This is a genomic window from Salipaludibacillus sp. CUR1 (assembly GCF_021028955.1).
Lineage (GTDB): Bacteria > Bacillota > Bacilli > Bacillales > Salisediminibacteriaceae > Salipaludibacillus.
Window position 1 is genome coordinate 1 of the sequence record NZ_JAIWPE010000030.1, and the last position, 18,505, is coordinate 18,505.

At 40.0% G+C, this 18,505-nt stretch carries 24 protein-coding genes and 1 pseudogene; 19 read left to right on the top strand and 6 right to left on the bottom strand.

Annotated features, from left to right (window positions below; all coding sequences use genetic code 11):
- The first annotated feature begins 127 nt into the window (after positions 1 to 127).
- The 11 genes and pseudogenes from K8O68_RS21410 to K8O68_RS07000 all read left to right on the top strand — a co-directional run bounded on the left by K8O68_RS21410 (position 128) and on the right by K8O68_RS07000 (position 6,250).
- Positions 128 to 250, top strand: coding sequence for a hypothetical protein (locus tag K8O68_RS21410; RefSeq protein WP_255717065.1), 123 nt, complete (start codon positions 128 to 130; stop codon positions 248 to 250).
- A 258-nt stretch (positions 251 to 508) separates the two neighbouring features.
- Entirely contained in the window at positions 509 to 769 is a 261-nt protein-coding gene (locus tag K8O68_RS21575; protein ID WP_230896203.1) for an alpha/beta hydrolase, read from the top strand.
- Between the two features lie 410 nt (positions 770 to 1,179).
- The gene (locus K8O68_RS06965; RefSeq protein WP_230896204.1) at positions 1,180 to 1,344 is read left to right on the top strand and encodes a hypothetical protein; all 165 of its coding nucleotides are present in this window, start codon (positions 1,180 to 1,182) and stop codon (positions 1,342 to 1,344) included.
- A gap of 193 nt (positions 1,345 to 1,537) precedes the next feature.
- Positions 1,538 to 1,645: pseudogene (locus K8O68_RS21415) on the top strand (PDZ domain-containing protein); the annotation flags it as partial.
- A 184-nt stretch (positions 1,646 to 1,829) separates the two neighbouring features.
- On the top strand, positions 1,830 to 2,204 hold the full coding sequence (locus K8O68_RS06975) for a DoxX family protein (RefSeq protein ID WP_230896253.1): 375 nt from the start codon (positions 1,830 to 1,832) through the stop codon (positions 2,202 to 2,204).
- A 191-nt stretch (positions 2,205 to 2,395) separates the two neighbouring features.
- Complete coding sequence (locus tag K8O68_RS06980; RefSeq protein WP_230896206.1) at positions 2,396 to 2,863, top strand: hypothetical protein; 468 nt, start codon at positions 2,396 to 2,398, stop codon at positions 2,861 to 2,863.
- Between the two features lie 174 nt (positions 2,864 to 3,037).
- A complete protein-coding gene (locus tag K8O68_RS06985; RefSeq protein WP_230896207.1) occupies positions 3,038 to 3,943 on the top strand; it encodes an alpha/beta fold hydrolase in 906 nt (301 codons plus the stop codon).
- A gap of 221 nt (positions 3,944 to 4,164) precedes the next feature.
- Positions 4,165 to 4,995, top strand: a complete 831-nt coding sequence (locus tag K8O68_RS06990) for a DUF4037 domain-containing protein (protein ID WP_230896208.1) — start codon at positions 4,165 to 4,167, stop codon at positions 4,993 to 4,995.
- 250 nt (positions 4,996 to 5,245) lie between these two features.
- Positions 5,246 to 5,392, top strand: coding sequence for an inner membrane CreD family protein (locus K8O68_RS21580; protein ID WP_370640497.1), 147 nt, complete (start codon positions 5,246 to 5,248; stop codon positions 5,390 to 5,392).
- A 71-nt stretch (positions 5,393 to 5,463) separates the two neighbouring features.
- Positions 5,464 to 5,697 (top strand): hypothetical protein, encoded by a 234-nt coding sequence (locus tag K8O68_RS06995; protein ID WP_230896209.1) that lies wholly within the window; start codon positions 5,464 to 5,466, stop codon positions 5,695 to 5,697.
- Positions 5,698 to 5,833: 136 nt separating this feature from the next.
- Positions 5,834 to 6,250, top strand: coding sequence for a hypothetical protein (locus tag K8O68_RS07000; RefSeq protein WP_230896210.1), 417 nt, complete (start codon positions 5,834 to 5,836; stop codon positions 6,248 to 6,250).
- Between the two features lie 448 nt (positions 6,251 to 6,698).
- On the opposite strand, the gene K8O68_RS07005 is transcribed toward K8O68_RS07000, so the two are convergent.
- Together K8O68_RS07005 and K8O68_RS07010 are read right to left on the bottom strand one after the other, a co-directional pair.
- The gene (locus K8O68_RS07005; RefSeq protein WP_230896211.1) at positions 6,699 to 8,564 is read right to left on the bottom strand and encodes a YhgE/Pip domain-containing protein; all 1,866 of its coding nucleotides are present in this window, start codon (positions 8,562 to 8,564) and stop codon (positions 6,699 to 6,701) included.
- Positions 8,565 to 8,566: 2 nt separating this feature from the next.
- The gene (locus K8O68_RS07010) at positions 8,567 to 10,627 is read right to left on the bottom strand and encodes an efflux RND transporter permease subunit (protein WP_230896212.1); all 2,061 of its coding nucleotides are present in this window, start codon (positions 10,625 to 10,627) and stop codon (positions 8,567 to 8,569) included.
- Between the two features lie 152 nt (positions 10,628 to 10,779).
- Between K8O68_RS07010 and K8O68_RS07015 the strand changes: the two genes are divergently transcribed.
- From K8O68_RS07015 to K8O68_RS07045, 7 genes are all read left to right on the top strand, one after another.
- Complete coding sequence (locus K8O68_RS07015) at positions 10,780 to 11,337, top strand: TetR/AcrR family transcriptional regulator (RefSeq protein WP_235788440.1); 558 nt, start codon at positions 10,780 to 10,782, stop codon at positions 11,335 to 11,337.
- 147 nt (positions 11,338 to 11,484) lie between these two features.
- Entirely contained in the window at positions 11,485 to 12,621 is a 1,137-nt protein-coding gene (locus tag K8O68_RS07020; RefSeq protein ID WP_230896214.1) for a winged helix-turn-helix domain-containing protein, read from the top strand.
- Positions 12,622 to 12,905: 284 nt separating this feature from the next.
- Positions 12,906 to 14,183: an MFS transporter gene (locus K8O68_RS07025; protein WP_230896215.1), complete on the top strand. Its 1,278-nt coding sequence runs from the start codon at positions 12,906 to 12,908 to the stop codon at positions 14,181 to 14,183.
- 143 nt (positions 14,184 to 14,326) lie between these two features.
- The gene (locus K8O68_RS07030) at positions 14,327 to 14,581 is read left to right on the top strand and encodes a hypothetical protein (protein ID WP_230896216.1); all 255 of its coding nucleotides are present in this window, start codon (positions 14,327 to 14,329) and stop codon (positions 14,579 to 14,581) included.
- Positions 14,582 to 14,694: 113 nt separating this feature from the next.
- Positions 14,695 to 15,009: a hypothetical protein gene (locus tag K8O68_RS07035; RefSeq protein ID WP_230896217.1), complete on the top strand. Its 315-nt coding sequence runs from the start codon at positions 14,695 to 14,697 to the stop codon at positions 15,007 to 15,009.
- Positions 15,010 to 15,107: 98 nt separating this feature from the next.
- Positions 15,108 to 15,272, top strand: a complete 165-nt coding sequence (locus K8O68_RS07040; protein WP_230896218.1) for a hypothetical protein — start codon at positions 15,108 to 15,110, stop codon at positions 15,270 to 15,272.
- Between the two features lie 94 nt (positions 15,273 to 15,366).
- The gene (locus K8O68_RS07045; RefSeq protein ID WP_230896219.1) at positions 15,367 to 15,549 is read left to right on the top strand and encodes a hypothetical protein; all 183 of its coding nucleotides are present in this window, start codon (positions 15,367 to 15,369) and stop codon (positions 15,547 to 15,549) included.
- Between the two features lie 232 nt (positions 15,550 to 15,781).
- On the opposite strand, the gene K8O68_RS07050 is transcribed toward K8O68_RS07045, so the two are convergent.
- The 3 genes from K8O68_RS07050 to K8O68_RS07060 form a co-directional block, all read right to left on the bottom strand.
- Positions 15,782 to 16,318 carry a tubby C-terminal domain-like protein gene (locus tag K8O68_RS07050; protein WP_230896220.1) on the bottom strand — a complete coding sequence of 179 codons (537 nt, stop codon included), beginning with the start codon at positions 16,316 to 16,318 and terminating at the stop codon, positions 15,782 to 15,784.
- Between the two features lie 87 nt (positions 16,319 to 16,405).
- A complete protein-coding gene (locus K8O68_RS07055) occupies positions 16,406 to 16,705 on the bottom strand; it encodes a hypothetical protein (protein ID WP_230896221.1) in 300 nt (99 codons plus the stop codon).
- A 103-nt stretch (positions 16,706 to 16,808) separates the two neighbouring features.
- A complete protein-coding gene (locus tag K8O68_RS07060; RefSeq protein ID WP_230896222.1) occupies positions 16,809 to 17,000 on the bottom strand; it encodes a hypothetical protein in 192 nt (63 codons plus the stop codon).
- Between the two features lie 248 nt (positions 17,001 to 17,248).
- Between K8O68_RS07060 and K8O68_RS07065 the strand changes: the two genes are divergently transcribed.
- Positions 17,249 to 17,563 carry a hypothetical protein gene (locus K8O68_RS07065; RefSeq protein WP_230896223.1) on the top strand — a complete coding sequence of 105 codons (315 nt, stop codon included), beginning with the start codon at positions 17,249 to 17,251 and terminating at the stop codon, positions 17,561 to 17,563.
- Positions 17,564 to 17,701: 138 nt separating this feature from the next.
- Here K8O68_RS07065 and K8O68_RS07070 read toward each other — a convergent pair whose 3' ends face one another.
- The gene (locus K8O68_RS07070) at positions 17,702 to 18,355 is read right to left on the bottom strand and encodes a LytR/AlgR family response regulator transcription factor (RefSeq protein ID WP_230896224.1); all 654 of its coding nucleotides are present in this window, start codon (positions 18,353 to 18,355) and stop codon (positions 17,702 to 17,704) included.
- Positions 18,356 to 18,505: the final 150 nt, after the last annotated feature.

The window sequence follows — 18,505 nt, forward strand, 5'->3', positions numbered from 1 at the left end:
ATATATTCCAGTTTCAATATATATCCATATTTATGCGTGAGAATCTTATCTGGTGTTTGTGAAATTGTAAGTATCCGTTAGTATTTAGAAGAAAATTAAACTTTATAGAGGGAGGTTATTTGAAGTTATGAATAATAAAAAGAAATACTATATTGCGCTTGGTGTATTGGGTGTTGTTTCAGGCTTTATAGTCGCCGAAGTAACAGGTGCAGGCATTTTCGGATGGTTTCTAGAGCTCTTCAATGAGTAGGTTTCTGTTGTGCTCCCTCGAAGTGAGGCAATAATAATTTTGAGTTATTTATATGTGCAGTAGTATGATAAGAATTGGAAACTATATCCATAAGCAAAAGTAGAGTTCTTCAACTAAAGGGGGAGTTCGTGAAACAAGCTGCCACTCCTCTTACGAATTGACGTGGAGAAAACGATTTATATCTTACTAAATTTACTGGGTATGAGATAGGTTGTTCAAGAAACAGGGGGCTTTAATTAGGAAGGGGAGGAAGCCAAGGTGCAAAAAACAGTTTTATTTATTCACAGTGCTGGTCCGCAAGGCGGAGGAGAAGGAAGCAGCAATCTGTCAGCGTATTTGGAAAGAGAACTCAGGAATCAATATAACTTTGTTTGTCCAAAGATGCCTAACCCGGAGAACCCCGAATATATTCTATGGAAGAAACAGCTTGAAAAAGAACTGGATAAGCTTAACGGAGACGTGATTTTAGTGGGTCATTCATTGGGAGGATCTGTTTTATTAAAGTACCTTTCCGAGTAATCATCTAATCAGACTTTCTGTGGTTTGTTTATCATTGCTTCACCATACTGGGGGTTAGATGAAGATTGGCAGTTAAATGATTTCATGCTCCAAGATAATTTCCAGAAAAATTTGCCCGCAATACCCAACCTGTTTCTTTACCACAGCCGCGACGAAGTGATCGTCCCTATTAAACATCATAAAACCTATTCAGAAAACCTTCCACAAGCATCCTTACGGGAACTTGAAGGCAATCAACATTTGTTTCATAATGGCTTACCTGTATTGGTGAAAGATATAGAGAGATTATAAGGAATTCTATTATAAAAAATCGCAGAAATAATTGAGTTGTTAAAGAAGTTAAATGACAAACATTAGAAGTAAAGGATATTAACTAACAGGTAAGAGCTTTTAATTAAGGGGGAAGTATAGTGGCGACAGATTTTATTAATATTTTTTATCAGATAGTTGCATTATTAGTTCCTGTGTCTATAATTATTTTAATTTTCTACATAGTACGTTTAACAAAAAAAAGAAGCGAACAGTTGAGAAGAATTGAAAAGAAGATAGATGATTTAGACAGCAAAGTAAAGTAATCTTCAACAAATGGGTAAGCGTTAGTAAAATTACGAGTTGCAGTTTTTGCAGCTCTTTTTTTTGCATCTATATACTGGAAAATGATGTTAAACTAAGGGGAGGATAGCAGAAGAAGCGGATGACAATATTTAAGAGTCACAGTGGTATTTATAGAGGAGGAGTTTGTATTAGTTACGTTTATCAGAGGAGCATGGGAACGGGACGAAAGTGGTAAAAGTAAAGGAAGGTTCGGCTGCTACCGCTGCCGGCATTCATCCTGAAGATACGATTAAGACAATCAATGGCGTAGACAGGGCATGAATCGTTTGAAAAAATGCTCAATCAAACTTCTCTCGATACCCCTGTTACACTGACCATTGCCAGGAAGGGTGACGAGATGGAAGTAACCTGTCCTGTAGAAGCGTATCCCGTACCTTATTAAAAGCTGATTTGTTTCCTCATAAACAGGGAAGTAGGCAACTGTATGAAAGGAGGGAGGGTCGTGATGAAGGCAGTAAGAGTTTTTTATTCCGTACTTCTTTTTGTTGCAGGTATTTTACACTTCGTCCATGAACGGGGCTTTCGCAGAATCGTGCCAAAGCACCTGCCCTTCAGGCGTGCCATCGTTCTCGTTTCCGGCGCTATTGAAATGCTGTTTTCGATTCTGCTCTGGGTCAAAAAAGCCCAGCTGCTGACTTCGAAACTGTTGGCCATTTTCCTGGTCATCGTGTTTCCTGCAAACATTTATATGGCAGTAAAGAAAATTTCCTTCATACCAGGAAAACCCGCCAGCCCATGGATTCTGTGGCTGCGGCTGCCGTTGCAGATCCCACTTGTTCTTGGAGCACTGGCTCTTGGAAAGAAAAAAGGAAACGAATAACATATACACAACCGCGATTATGCTCTGACATGACCGTGGTTTTTCTCTGCCTGGTTGAGGTGATTCTTCTCCATTTGAAAGAAGGGGATACTTTAATTTCATCGAATATTATAAAAATAGACTATCTGCAGTTGGTTCGAATGATCATAAGCTAATGGATTAAAATAACTATTTGGATGGGGAATTATTATATGAAATACAAAATGAAAAAGGAAGACTTACTTACTGATGATGATATATGGAACGCAGTTATTCAAGTTATGTCGGAGTATGATTTTCCTACTGAAAATAAAGTTGCCAACGAAACATACGTTGTCTTCAACTACTATTCTGCACTTGAAAGTGGGGGGCATGAGAGTTTACTTAATTGGTTCTCTTCGTATATAGAAGAAGTTGGAATATTAAATTACATAAAAGAACTCACGTTTATTCTTGAAAAAATTGGTGCTGAAGACTACGCAGAAATTGAAAAGAAGTATGGCGAAGAACTCTGGAGATTATTTCAGGCGTTAGAAAGCGATGAAATTGAAGAGGATGAATTTTATGATGTTATAGAGGAATCAGATCGTAAGTATGAAAATCTAAATGGAAAGTTAGTGGAGATACTAGAAAGGTATTTTGTTAAAACCTATACAGACTTAATTGACATAGAGGAGTAACTGTGAGTAACGGCGAGCAATAGTTGAAGACCCACGAAGCTGCATATGCAGCTAGTTCATAATTGGAAAATGATGTTAAACTAACGGGGAGGTTTGTTGAATAAGAAAGAAGAAAGGCGTTTACATAGTGCTATATAGAAGTATTGTAAGCAAATAGACAAGGGGGAAGAAAAAATGGAAAAAACTTCAAACGGAAAATTGATTAATATTCGAGGAAAAGATATGTATGTAGAAAGTTATGGTTCGGAAAATAACACGCCTTTACTTTATATTCATGGTGGTCCTGGTCAAGGGTGTTATGATTTTTGTTATCATCAAGCAGAAAGATTACAGGAAGATGTTAGACTTATTGCGGTTGACCAGAGAGGGGTTTCTCGCTCTGAAGGAATAAAAAAAGAAGAAGGCTTTTCTTTAAATGATATTATTCTGGATTTTGAGGAACTTAGGAAAGAATTAGGAATTGAAAAATGGGCACTGTTAGGGCATTCTTTCGGTGGTTATTTTAGTCTTTTATATGCGACCACTTTTCCAAAGTCAGTTAGTCATATCATTTTTGAATGTCCCACTTTTGATTCGGAACTTTCGGCGAGAAATTCATTAATAAAAGCCTCGAAATTGTTTAGTGAAGTGCGAAAAGAGACCCTGGCAGAGAAATGCCTAGAATTATCCAAGTCAGATAAGCCAGCCAAGGATTTAATGTTGGAGTTTATGGACATACGTCCAGAATTAGGGGAAAAGGGAATAGAAATACACGTTCATAATTTTGAACACCCAACTGATTATTCATTATATACAGAGGATGAATGGAAGCAGTTTTTCGAAAAAAATAATGTTCATAATGACCGATTGTTTGAGGAGAATGAAATATTTAATTCGTTACTTCCAAGACTTAATGAAGTTACACAGCCCGCTCTTTTAATTAATGGAAAATATGACCCAGTAACATGTGATGAACAGAAAAGAACCTTTCTGTCAGATGTAAAACATGGTGAGAGTATCACACTACAAGATAGTGGACACTTTCCTCACTTCGAAGAACCAGAAAAATTCAAGAACGTTGTGCTTAACTTCCTAAAATAGATTTATCATTGGTTGATAAAGCAATTGGAAGTAACAAGGTGAATTATGTAAAAAAAGCAAGTTCGTGAATGAATGTACTTAAACAAACGGGTGCAATAGTTGAAGATCCAGGAAGCTGCAAATGCAGCTTTTTTTATTGATCAATTACTGGAAAATGATGTTAAACTATAGGGGAGTTAAGTGTATTAATTAAATATCATTTTATTAAAAGGAGCAGTGCTATGGATTTAAAAATATTTGCCTCAGATATAGCAAAAATTTATGAAAAAAATCCAAATGTTGAAGGTGTCTTATTAGGTGGTTCCGTGTCAAGGAATTGGGATGATAAATACTCAGATATTGAAATTTTTGTTCTTTGGAAGGAGTCTCCAACAGATGAGGATAGGTTAACACCAATCAAGAAATTAAAAGGTGATCTCCTCGATTTTCACCCTTATGAAGATGAGGAATGGTCGGAAACATATATAACTAAAGGTGTAAAGCTAGAAATAAGTAATTTTCTAACCGATACAATTAACAAAATGATAAAAGATGTTATATTATCTTTCGATACAGATTTAGATAAACAATGTATAGTAGCTACGGTTTATTATGGGGTGCCACTCAGTGGTGATAAACTTATTAAAACTATGAAAGAAAAAGTTAGTAACTACCCGAATGATTTAAGTATAGCAATGATAAAAGAAAATATTCATTTAGGTAACAGATGGAATAATCGTGAGGCTTTGCTCAATCGTAAAGATTGGTTAATGCTTTATAAAGTAATGGTAGCTGTCCAAACGAATATTATGGGCATGCTGTTTGGTTTAAACCGTCTATATGTTCATCACCCTGCTTTTAAGTGGCAAAAACAGACACTAGAATCAATGGCAATTACCCCAGAAAATATAGTAAATCGTTTAGATTCCATTTTTATGCATAACCCTACACTTTCAATAAGAGAATTAGAAATAATAATTCAAGAAGTATATGAACTAATAAAACAAGAACATCCTCAAATAGATTTATCCTCAGTTATAGATCAATCATTATTTTTGAGACCTAAAATATGAAATCAAATAAAACCTTGTTGAACTAACGCTATACAATACTTCAAGAAGCTGCCTGGACTTTTATGGTGCTAACGGGGAGAATCCTACAATAAGCAAATTTAATTTCTATTACACTAACGAGGCAGGTTTCAGCAAAGATAATCTTCATGGGAGTGGATGGTGATGATGAAAATATTAAGAGTAATTGTAGCGGTTATGGAGCTTTCCTTTGGACGGATATAGTCTAATAACAGGTGACTATAGATTGACGATGACCTACGGAACATTACTCTTTGGGTTACTGTTTTTAGTTAGCGGAATTACAGAAACTCATGATAAACGTAAAGTACATGCTATTATATATTTTCTTTTTGGTGGAACTATTATATTTTTCAGTGTGGTTGAGATATTCAGCTAACGGGGAGGTTCGTTGTATAAAAGTAAACTGATTTTCATGGTAAAATCCAATAAGAAGGGGATGTGAGTAAAGTGAACATAGCCATAGGGGCTTTACTAATATTGTGGGGGGTAATTGTTCTTTACTCTTCTTTATTTAGAATGAAAAAGGAAGACTATAAAGATAAAGGTGTTATTGGTGTTAGTGGCTACATTGAATTAGAATTCTTGTTTAAGTTCTTAAATAGGCTTCCATTAGGCATGGTTAAAGGCTTTATTATATTGATTGGCGTTTCCTTTATAACTTTTGGAATAGTCATTATTTAATAAATTTATTTATTGTACTAAAGGAGAGCGATAGCACAAGAAGCTAATGCTGCTGTTGTGGTGCTAACGGGGAGTTTAGTGCAAGAATGGTTGTTTTTATTATGGAGGAAGCTATTAAGAAAAGGGTGGTTTAAAAATGAAGTTGAGAGTATTGTTTGGTATTTTACTTATTGTTATTTTGACGGCTTGTTCTGCAACGACACAAACGGTTATTTCCGATGAAGTAATCTTTTATGGGGAAGGAGAATACTGGAATGTTAGTTACATATACAATTCAGGATTGTATGAAGAGAAAAAGATAAATTGGGTTGAAATCGAAACTAAAGGTTTTGAGCTAACACAGGAAGAAATTGAGAATATTGACATTGAATTTGAAGGTAGAGATGGTTTGAGTACAGGTAATGTTGGAGATATGGAAACGAAAATTGAGGGTAATGCTATATCTTTTTTAGTTGGTACTGTGAATTTTGAAACATATGAAGAAGATGAATATAAAATCACTATTAACTTCAAAGATAAACAAGATATTATAAAGTTGCAGATAAAACGTTGATATTCAACTAACGGGAAGCGTTAGTCTAACAAGCAAATATGATATTTAATAGCACGAAGAATAGGTGTTCTTCGTGCCTTTTCACTGTGATTTAACTTGTGATTTTTTGTGAGATTTATAATTTTGCACCTCATAAGTAACCCTTTGGAATCTGCAAAGGCGGCTTTTTTTGCAGTTGAGATACAGTGACGTTCTCTTTAACAAATAAATTTAACCTGCAAGAGGCTTGGTCCAAACTAAAATAATGCGAGAGGATGTCCTAAATGCCTCGCTTAGTGATTGCAAAAATTTGAAAAATAAATCCTTCCGGTGAACGAAGGCGAGGACACCCGGAGGATCTGCGCAGTCTGAAAATCCACTTTCCCGAAGCGGCCTTCAGGAAAGTTAGTTGAAGACAAGCCCTGGGCAAGCGTCCACCTGGCGGACTGCAATCACTACAATTATTCATCTATCTAAACTTCAAAACCATCAAAAAAAACAAATTCATCAGCCCTTCCCAGAATCCTGGGCTTTCTTCTTCCTCTTCAGCAGCTGCTGTTTCTTGTTCTTCGATTTCAATGGCTTCTGTTGTAAGGATGAACTGGACTGATTCGACGTTTGAGTTATCGGCTGAGACGAAGGAAACAGGATCGAAATCGGAACGGTCAAACTCGTCGAGTCTGTCGTCAATTTCCTGCTGGAACTGTTCCGGCAGGTCACTCGTTTCTTCCGCTAATTCTGCCGTTCCTTCAGAAAGCTCGCTCACACCGTTTTCCAGATCCGCAGATCCGTCAGCGAGTTCGTCGATGCCGCCATCAATTTCGCTGTAGGAATTAGCAAGCTCGCTGACTCCGTCTGTATAGTCTGTCAGACCCTCATGGAATTCACCGTAGTTCCCGGCAAGCTGTCCAAGCCCGTCTTCCAGCTCAGCTAAGCCGTCAAGACCGTCCATATTTTCCATACTTGCAGACAGGTCGCTGGAGATGCCGTATAACTGGCCGCTTATTTCATTGATGGCATTGCCGGTCTCGAGCAGTGCCCCTTCTGTAGCGGTAAAAGCATCTCTTACCTGGTCGTACGTTCCTTTAGCTGTCTGTGCAGCAGTGTAAGTTTCAACGAGCTGGTCGATGGTCTCCTGATTTGCGCCGCTAGCATACAGCTGCTCGATGTCTTCTTCGGAGATGTCATACCCGGGAATTCCCTGCATGGCTCCGTCAAGACTCCCAAACGCTTCCGAAAAGCTGCCGTGAAGCTCGATCAGCCCATCGCCGGCTTCTTCAAGGCCGGCAGCCATCTGGGATAAACCGTCAGGCAGTTCCGAAAGTTCACCGAGATCCATGTCACCGGATGAACCGCCGACTTCGGCATGCATTTGCCAGAGCGCCGACTGGATGTCTTCTGAACCCTCAATCAGCTCAGAGGAGGAATCCCTGATCTCCCTGATCCCGCTGTGATAGTCACCGGAGCCGTCGTTAAGGCTCTGTGCGCCGTCTTTCAATTCAGTTACACCGGACAGTAATTCAAAAACACCATCATTAATCTCTTTAATAGCGTCGCTTAACGAACGCATATCTTCTGTCATTTCTTCTGTATCAGGATCCTCGATTGCCATAGACAGTGGAATGGCATTTATATCGATTCCTTCCATTTCAAAGTCTTCCACATCCGCTGTAAGCGTAAAATCTGCGTCAGTCTCAGGCATGACAGTATACGTAATCTGCCTCTTTTTCCCTGCATTAGCGATATTCGCGTCTTCGGCTTCAATAATGCTGATGAGGTCAGTGTCCGCTGTGAGAGAAATCTGTAACGTGTAATTTTCATAAAAAGACAGATCTTTGTTTTCGTTTGCAGTTGTATTGATCGACAATTCTAAATGGCCGTTTTCTCCTGCAAGTTCATCAGGAGTCACTGCCTCTCCGTCGAGAAGGTAAGAGATTTCAATATCCCATGGCAGTTCTGCCTCCTGCATGTTCCCCTGATAATAAAACATACCTTCTTCGGACGCTTCAATGTGCACAGCGTCATCCGTAAGCTCTATGTCTGTGAGGTCGGTTAAATTTTTCACAGACTCGTAGTCCCCGTAATCAATGAGTAAGCCTGGCTCAGTGACCTGAAGCATGTTCACCACATAGAGTTCATTCAGGCTTCCGTCAGATTTGAGGGTCCCGTAGACCACTTCCTCCTTTGAATCCGCTTGGCCGGTTGAATCGGCAGCCGGACCGTCTTCTGCTTCCGGGGCGGCCGAATGAGCTGGTTCATTTTCATTTGCCGACCCTGAATACAAAGGAAGGGCGAGAAGTGAAGCAGCTAACACGAGTGATAGTTTCTTTTTCATGGTTAGTCATCCTCCCTGTAAAAATTCGCTTTCAGTGTTGTTTTGCTAATCACTTTATCAAACAAGAGCATGACGGCTGGCAGGAAGAAAAGGACCATAATAAATGCCAGGGTCGCCCCTCTTCCGAGAAGCAGGCCAATGGATGAAACGATTGGATTTGACGAGGTCATCCAGAGAATAATCCCCACACTTGCCAGAATAGCGGCTGAAATGGAAATGGAGAACGTCTTATCATCAATCGTTTTCATCATCGCTTGTCTGGCAGGCATCTGTTTTCGGTTATGAAGATAATTTTCCGAAAAGAGAATGGCATAATCAACTGTCGCCGCAAGCTGTACGGTCCCAACCACGAGATAGCCAACAAAAACTAAAGGCGCCTCCGTGAAATAAGGAACAGCAAGGTTTATCCAGACAGCCGACTGAATCGTCAGCAGAAGGACGACCGGAAGCGACAGAGACCGGAATGTAACTAACAGGACAATCGCGATGGCAATCACGGTAAGGTAGTTTACGACCGTGTTATCTTTCTGAACGATCGTTTTAATGTCATAAAGAGAGACGCTTTCCCCGAGGGCATGGAAATCATCCCCATAGTAGGATTCGGCCGTATCAAGCACGTTTTCCACTGCGCTAAAGGCCGTATCACCTTCAGAATCGGTCTCTGTATAAACGATAATCTGACTGTAGTTTTCCGAATAGAACTGTTCTCTTACCGCGTCATCGAGATACTCCGGCGGAATGGCCGGGCTGACCGACTGGTTATAGGAAAAGATGCTGGATACGTGTGCGATGTCCTCCAGCTCCTGTTCCAGCTCAACTTCCCGGGCCACATCGCCTCGTCGAACGAGAAGAGCAATAGGAGTGGACATCCCGAAAACCTCATCGATTGCGGCCTCATCACTTCCGAGGCGGGTATCCTCCGGCTGTTCGCCAATGCCGTAGATAAACGTCGTTTCCTGCTGTGCCAGGTAGGCAGGGACAATCATCAGGAAAACAGCGATCACGCTGATATACCTGAATTTAAGAACGACATTGCCGATGTTTTTAAAAGGAGGAATGATAGGCTTGTGCTCTGTTTTGTCGATCCATTTATAAAACATGATCGTCAGTGCAGGAAGGAATACGACGACACTGATAAAACTCAGGACGATCCCTTTGACGAGATTGATTCCCAGATCAGCACCAATTTCGAACTGCATGAACGTGAGAGCCATAAAACCAAAGAAAGTTGTCGCCGCACTCGCTGCAATGGCAGGGAAGGATTTCCTGATCGCAAGCTGCATCGCTTCCTCAGGCGAAGCTGTCTTTTTGCGGTGTTCTGAAAAACTATGAAGCAGGAATATCGCATAATCGAGAGAAACAGCGAGCTGTAAAATAGGGGCGACAGATTGCGTAATAAAGGAGATTTCTCCTATAAAAATATTAGTGCCTAAATTTATAATGACTGACACACCAATGGCTGTCAGAAAAAAGACGGGTTCAACCCATGAATTGGTGGACAACACGAGAATAATAATGATGATCGGAACTAAAAGCATCGCAGCGTATAATGTTTCTGTAAACGCCATTTTCTGCGAAACGGCTGTATCTGCGGCTTCTCCAGCAAGGGCGTTTTCCTCGCCGATAAGCTCATAAATTTCATCTGTTGCTTCTACTTCTTCTCCTTCACGGATCGTAACGGAAAAGAGGGCATGTTCGTCGTAATAATAAGACTCTGTTACATCCTGTTCTGCCATCTCCAGGGGGATGGTTAAATCGAGCATGTCGTCAAGCCACGAGACCTCTTCAACGCCGTCAATTGCCTCAAGTCTTTCCTTATATAAAAGGGCTTCCAGAACGGTTACATCGGTGATCATCACCTCGGCATTCGGCATGGAGCTGCCAAACTCTGTTTCCATCACCTCAACGGCAACGGTTGAAGTGGAATCTTCCGGGACATAATCATTCATATTGTAATTGATCGGAACGAAAAACTGCGCTACAGCACTAAGGACAGTTAAGATGAAAAATATAATAACGATAGGCAGTTTGTGCTTAATAATTTTTGCTGCAAAATCCCGCATTCCACCACTCCTTGAATCTTCACTAAGGAATAATTATAATGACACTGTGTTGTCTAATCAACAAACAGTTTGGTTAAAAATATTAGTTATCCAACACATGATGTGAATTAGTTGGACAACTGACAAAAGGCGGGAAAATGGTGAGTTCAAAATTGGACAGACGTAAAAAATACACCCGTTTAGTATTAAAGAACAGTTTTATAAAACGAATGCAGGAAAAGCCGTTATCAACGATCACAATAAAAGAAGTTTGCGAGCTTGCAGATATTAACCGGTCTACTTTTTACTCTCATTATAAGGACCTGTATGATCTGCTTACACAAATAGAGGATGAAATTATTGAGGATCTGAATGAGACCTTAACCTCTTACAACTATTCGGAAGACGAAGAGGCTATTCAGATGACAGAGAAGCTCATGGAATATATTGCGGAAAACCATGAGAGCTGCCAGACCTTATTCAGTGAACACGGCGACCCGGATTTTCAAAAAAAGGTGATCATGCTTGCCCACACTCATTTATTAAATTCTCTTAAGGAAGATCAAGTAGCCGCCCCGTACAATTCCGAGTATTTAAGCCTGTTTATAGCCAACGGAAGTATTCATGTCGTGCAAAACTGGCTGAAAAACGGGCTGAAGGAATCACCCGAAGAAATAGCCGAGCTCATCATTAAGCTTGCCACACGGGGAGTGTCAGGGCTTCAATCGTAAAGAGCTGGAGTACCACCTGAGCAGCACCCGCCTGCCTGGATGGACGGCTTTACGAAAAATGGAGGCTAAGGAGAAAAATAAGAGCCGTTCATAAGGAGCTACTGCAAGTCATATACATAGATGGCAAAAAACAAGGAGTGCTTTGAGATGGCGCTGCATTTTGACCACAGTGAGTACAAGGTAAGCTTTAATGGCGAATCGGTCTCACTGCTGAGGAGAGAGTACGAGCTTTTAAGTTTTTTATATAAAAATCCGGACAGGGCATTTTCCCGGGATGAACTCCTTGATGCCGTATGGAAACTGGAAGCGCCCGGGGACCGGACGGTGGACGACCATATCTACCGGCTGAGGAGAAAATTGAAGAGCTGGAACACTCATATGACAATCAAAACGGTTAAGGGTTACGGCTATTCCTTAAATGTGGCTAAGACTGAGGAAACTCCCTCACCCTTAAAAAATGATCGTGAATTTAAAGAAATTACAACTCATCTCCTGAATAAGTACCACCTGTATGGCCACGGCGAAGCCTTTAAAACAATTTTGGATCAGAAATCTCTCGGGATTGAGCCTGGCAGGAATACAAAGATTATTTATTCATTAATTGAGGGCGACTTGTTAAAGCTGGCACAATCAAGGGAAGTTGCCTTTTCTGAAAAACTGCTTTTTATGCTTTATTCTTATATGCTTGTTGCTGACGAGCGGAAAGATGTCCTCCCATACTATGAAAAAGCTCTACAAAAGAATTTATTTTCTGAAGCCTCCTATGCAGAAGCGACTATTCTGGCGCCGGTCTTCTTTTACTTGTTTGCAGAGGACTTTTCCGAAGCAGCCGTTCACTTAGAAAAGGCAGACAGACTAGTAACCTCTGAAGATCACGGTTTTTACCCATTTTTACAATTAAGCAGGATGATGCTTTTTATCTGCCTGAAAGAGCAGGAAAAGGTGAATAGTGTGATAAATAAGATGGAATGCTTTTTTAAAGAGAGAGAGTACCAGCGGGAACTCGGTATATTTGTTGTATTAAAAGGGGTCTTCGCCCTGCAGTCGGGCGACCGGGTGAAGGGCCGCGAATTTATAGCTGAAGGAATGAGGGTGACAGTAAACACCAGGTTTATGTCCCATGTTTATTTCGCCAATGATATATGCTTGTTCTTCCTGGAAAAAATAGTTTCTGATGAGCAGCTTTATAAAGAAATGTTAAAAGAAAAAGCTTTTTTCTCGGAAAAATTTAACTTTTCCGCCTTTAAAACAGAAGTTGAAAGACAGTTTAAACAACATCTCTGAAGCCTGCAGCTGCAGTTTTTTTAAAAGATAAGAAAGCATACATCTGATGATTGCATCTGCAGGCGGTCGCTTTCCGCGGGCAAGGCTTCAGCTAATCGCGAAAAATGCCGCGATGGATCTTCAGCGCTTGCTATTCCCGCAGGAGTCTCCGCCTTACGTTTTTCAATCCAAGCAGACTTATCATAATTTCTCATAGGGGATTATGGTATTTTTTTATGTCTGATACTCCTCTGACATTCGCCGTATAAAGTGTTTGTAAGACCAAACAGAAATGAGTGATTGATATGGCGAATAACTCTTCAATCTGGAAGAATGCTGTTTTTATGAGAATGTTCAGCTCCTATTCTATATCGATGCTGGGGCGCTGGTTTGATATGGTGGCGATCATGATATTATTCGGTTATGTGTGGGAAACGGATCCTCTGACGATCGCTTTAATACCAGTAATGTATGCTCTTCCTCATGCTTTATTGAGCCAGTTTGCAGGTATACTGGCAGACCGTTTTAACAAAGGAAAATTAATGATGATTGCTGATGTGGGGACGGCTGTTTTAACAATTGTGCTGGCGATGGCGCCCGGCCCGTGGCTCGCCCTGCCGATACTCCTGCTCCGGGCCACCCTTACAGTGATTCATTTTCCAGCCCAGCAGGCGCTTATAAAACACGTAGTAGAGGAAAATCTCATTGTAAAAGCTGTCACGCTTAATGGCACGGTAAATGAGTTTACTAAAATTATGGGCCCAATTTTAGGAGGATCTCTGGCGGCGATTTTCTCTCCACGTCTATGTATCCTGATTAATGCTGCCGCCTATTTTATTTCTGCGCTAATTCTTTTATCCATTATTAAGAAAAAGGAAGTGGAAACGAGCAGATTAGCTGAAGTAGAAGCAGGGAACAAAGTGTCCTTCTGGCAGTCCTGGAAAGACGGCTGGTCAATGGTGCTCTCCAGCAAAATCCTGGTCGTGGCCGTTACTTTTTCACTCCTTGGGATGACAGCGATTCAAATGACAGATGTGCAGATAACCGTTTTACTCAGGGAAGTCGCACCGGAACGGCCTGAAATGATTGGCTGGGTAATGGCATCTTCAGGAGCAGGCGCCCTTGCGGTAATGATGGTTATGAACCGTTTTAAAAAAATAACTTATTACGGTGTGCTGATTGGAAGCAGCTTTCTTCTCATCGGAGTTCCGTTCGGGATGCTGGGGACCCTGGAAACAGGCGTCCAAAGCTTTGTTCTTACAGGATTAGGATTTGCTGCAGGCATTGGAATCGGAATATATACAATTGTTATCAGCTATATTCTCCAAAAAGAAACTGGCAGGGAGAACATAGGCCGGGTTTCAGGAATCTATAATTCATTAAGCGGGATGGTTGTCCTTGGCGCACCTCTGTTAGGCGGTATGCTCGTTGGGCTGTTTGATGTCCGCCTCGTGTACCTGGGCGTTGGTCTTTCCCTTTCATTAATAGGATTAACTTCCGCTCTACTCCAACAAGTCCTCTGGCAGAAGAATGAGGGGATCAGCGTAAAAAAGGTAACTGTGGGCATGAAATCTTATGAATAAACCGTCTGGTTGAGCAATATTGAAGGTCTAAAAAGCTGCTGATGCGGCTTTTTCAGGTTGACTTTTAACTGGAAAATGATGTTAAGCTGAAGGGGGATAGATCAAAAAAGCAAAAAAATTTATTTAGAGAGGATAAATAGGAAATGACTAGACGTGGAACTGGGGTCGCCTTTATTGCTATATCTGCTTTTTTAATTTCAACTAAATATATTAGTGCTGCTGTTTTTGGTTCTGGTGTTGCCAGTTGGAATGAGCAGTTATTTAATAACATGTTAGAGTATGTAGGAAATCTTCTTAGTAACTTCAGTTTATTGGCACTGGTAATCGGGATAGGGTATATCATTTGGGGAGAATACGACGCATTGAAAGCTAAAAAGGAAAACTTACCTAAAGAATGAATGGGTCCAATGGAGAATATAACGGGGAGTAAACAATATTGAGACGCTATAAGGGTTCATAGAAGTGTATGGATAATGTTTTACAACCGGGGTGTTAAAGAGGAGGGGGAATATTGGAGTGGTGGCAAAAGGACATTATCAGATTTTTTGAGGCACTTTTCTTTCTAATTATTGGTTTTTTTCTTTCAGGAATGATTTTAAAAAATACTTATGAGCATTTTGGAATTGAATATATCGGAAATATATGGGTTAACTGGTTTGGGCTATCATATTTACTTTTTGTTCTCTACTCTTTAGCGGTAGGGCTCATAATGAAAAAGAATAAATACTTCAGGCAGCGTCTCACATCTATAATTTTCTGGCTCTGTTTTATAGTAGCGATTTATATTGTTTTTATACCCTTTGACAAAGGCTACAATCCATTTTAATCATCTTTTGAACACGGATGTGGATCTTGTTCAACAAATGAGCAGTGTAAGGCACTTAAATACCTGGTTATAAAGCTGATCTTATTAAGAGAGTAATAATGAATGAGGTGATGAGCTTAATGGATATGATTATACTTGTAATTTTTATTCTGATTTTAGTGGTGGCAGCCAAGGTTTTCGAAAAGGTGATTAAAAGGCAGGATAAACAAATTGAATTACTGGAAGAAATTAAGTCAATGATGCAAGAGAAAAACGAAAAATAGTGGAATAGTTACATAGTTATCATAATGATCAAGAGGAGCGAGGGCACAGGTCGACGAATTCTGGGGAAGAATATTATTTGAGAGGGAGGCGGCTATGGAAAAGTACAAACGGAACATATTTTCTATTATTCTTATTGTCAGTATCTTTTTAATTGCTTTTGAATATGGACTGAATCTTGATTTTGGGTTAGGTCAGTTCTTTTTAATTATAGCAGGAGGCTACGCCATATACCTGAACCTTATAGCTTGGAAAACTGAGCTGAAACCATTCGGTTAGGGTTCGCCGGTTAAAACACTTGCTGTGAACCGCTTCTTAGGTACCCGTTAACCTTGATAAAGAACTGGAAAGGTAAAAAGAAGAGCGGCCTTCTGCCCGAAGAGCGGGTGGAGCAGCTGGAATGGTGAAAAGAGGAGCCATCTTATGCCCGAAGAGGGTGAAAAACAGCTGAAATGGTGAAATAAAATAAAAAACAAGCGTCCTCCAGTAAGGGCGCATGATTTAAACAGGCTTAGATCATTGTATGTAAGTAACACAACCCTGCCACTAATAAAGGAGCCAAGTCATTATCTTCATTTAAACAGATGTTCATTTCGTTGACAGCAGGATTCAGGGTGCGTTCGGCTGCACCTATATGAATTTCTGAATCACCTGTTATATTATAAAAATTTATTTTCCTTAGTTCTTTAATTTTAGAAAAAGCCCGGTATTTTTTATCACCAATTGAAAAATTCAGAATCACACCTAACTTTCTGTTTTCTCCAGCATGTCCAATTAATGAATGACTGTCGTATATGGAGAAAGTGCCCATCTTTATCATTCGCTGCCACGGGTTGTCAGCAGAAATATCATATTTAACAGTATTTCCTTTAGGTTCTGTCACACGAATATTAGCAATTAATTTGTGTGAAATATGCCTCCCGAAACGGTGAATAAAGGGGTTTTTATTATACCTTTGCATGGTGCCCAGTTTTTCATCTTCCTTAAAAACGTCCACTTCTTTAACGCTATGTTTATATATAGGTATTTTAAATTTCATATTTAACATGTAGAACCTCCTGTGAACATCAAGGTTACAATTTTTCCGCGCATAAGGCCCGCCAAAAGCAAGCAGCTGCACTCCTCGCAAGCATATTTATAACAAAACTAAGAGGAAGATCCCTAAACCCAGACATAAAATAGCGGTGGGTCCAAAAAACAAGGCCATCCTCATCTTTTTATCCACGAGGCCTTCAATTGCCTTTGACCCAAGGTATATAGCAAGAGTCCAAATGAAAATAGTTCCTGTAACTATCTCAGGAAAAACATTTACCGGCAGAAAAAAAGCCGTCAATGTTAAAACGAAAAGGGCATAACACAAGTAATCTATGATCCTGAAAACCATACGTCTGTCTTTTTCTTTTTCTACACCTAATACTCTGCTGTACTCATTCATTTTTCTCCCTCCTGTTTAAGCAGATTAGCATCCTATGACCATCCGACTTAACTTGCAAATACAGATAGCGGATACTGAAGCGGCATTATATTTAAGAAGTTTTTTACTTCCTGTTTTTTTCCTCTCGGCGTTTATGAATTCGGGGAACAATATAGTACCAGGAAATAAAACCGCCTATCGATAATCCTATGACGTTTTGCCATCTTATTTCCCCGAAAAGGAAGTAACCAACGAGGATAGCTGTAATTGCAAATGTGGCCGCACTAATCAGACCATCTCTCAAGCGTTCACTCATAACATCCCACCTTATGTTTAAACTTAGGGAAAAACATAGTTACTTTTCTTTTACTGTCCAAATTATGAATCTTAGAAAGAAAGGCTGCTAAAGTTAGGACTTTTCATCGTTTACTTCCCTGTTTTAGAGTAATATAATCTTATTTAGAGAAATTAATTTCCATTTTTTACAAAAAATATTAGGGTATAAATTTATTCTGTTAGTAAGCAGCATGTAATCAATGATTATTAAATAAAAGGGGATGAGATATGATGGGTTGGCTTAATGTGGGCAGTCTTGTGCTTGGACTAATAGCTTGGATACTTCCTCTTGTGAACCTCCCGTATGTGAATAAGCAGGACAATAAAAATTGGGCGGCTTTATCAGTTATGAGCCTCAGCGCGTGTGTGATCGCGCTGAGTTTCCAGATTTTTTATAATTATCATTTGGTAAAAATAGAGGATTGGGCGGCTCTTATGGACACGGCCGGTGCCGTGGCGATTGCCGCAGCTGTCCTGATTGCCGGCACCTTATTTTTCAATACGATCAATCTCATCGTATACCGAGGCACGACAGCAAAGTAATATTTGTATTGTTCCTTTGTTGGAAGCGGCTTAATCTGTTGAATGTCTAGCTTAACCAATACACAGAGGCAAAATTAAAAGGGCAGGTTTTTAAACCCGCCCTTTTAATACTCCCGCTAACTCCTTTCAATAACTCTCCTAAAACCCTAACGTATCCCGCACTTTTTGCACATAACTTTGGCTAATGGAAAGGCGGGTGTCTTCTGGTTTTCGTAAGGCTATTTCTAAATTGGAAGCGACATCCCGCGAGATTTGCTTAATATAAGAAATATTAACGATATAAGAGCGATGAATACGGATAAATGAATTTGACAAGCGAAACTCCAGTGTTTTAAGAGGATATTTAGACTGGAAGCAGCCTTCCTCAGTCACAATAAGTGTCTTCTTTTGATGGCTTTCGATATAAATAATCTGATGCACAGCGATAGGGATCCACACGTCTTCTTGTCTTCCAACGATAAAAGACACAGGAGATGAATAGTAGTCAGGCGGTAATATCACCGTTAATGCCCCGCTCAGTCCTGCCTCTTTGTTTTCAAGAGGGTACCCGACGCCATAGTAAGGGAGGCCAAACACTGATTTATCAACTAAAGACTCCACACGGCTTTTCTGTAAGTACACCCGCTCGGTAATACTTCCCGAAGGAATGGGCTGTCCTTGATTGATGTTAATGTCGTGTTTGCCCGGGATATACGTGACATATTTATTCTCGTCCGCTATGGCAATAGAAGCCTCTTCAGGCACCCAATCTTCAATGAATGTAGAAAATTGATGATAAAGGCTATCTTTCAATTTTTCTCACCCTTTTCTTAAACTAATTATTATGAATTTTTTGATTAGTCTCAATTATTTACATTCTATCTTCCATTATTGTGCTCTGTCAATTTATTATGACATCTTCACGAATCTTGTATAGAATAATCAACATACCAATAGTGGAAA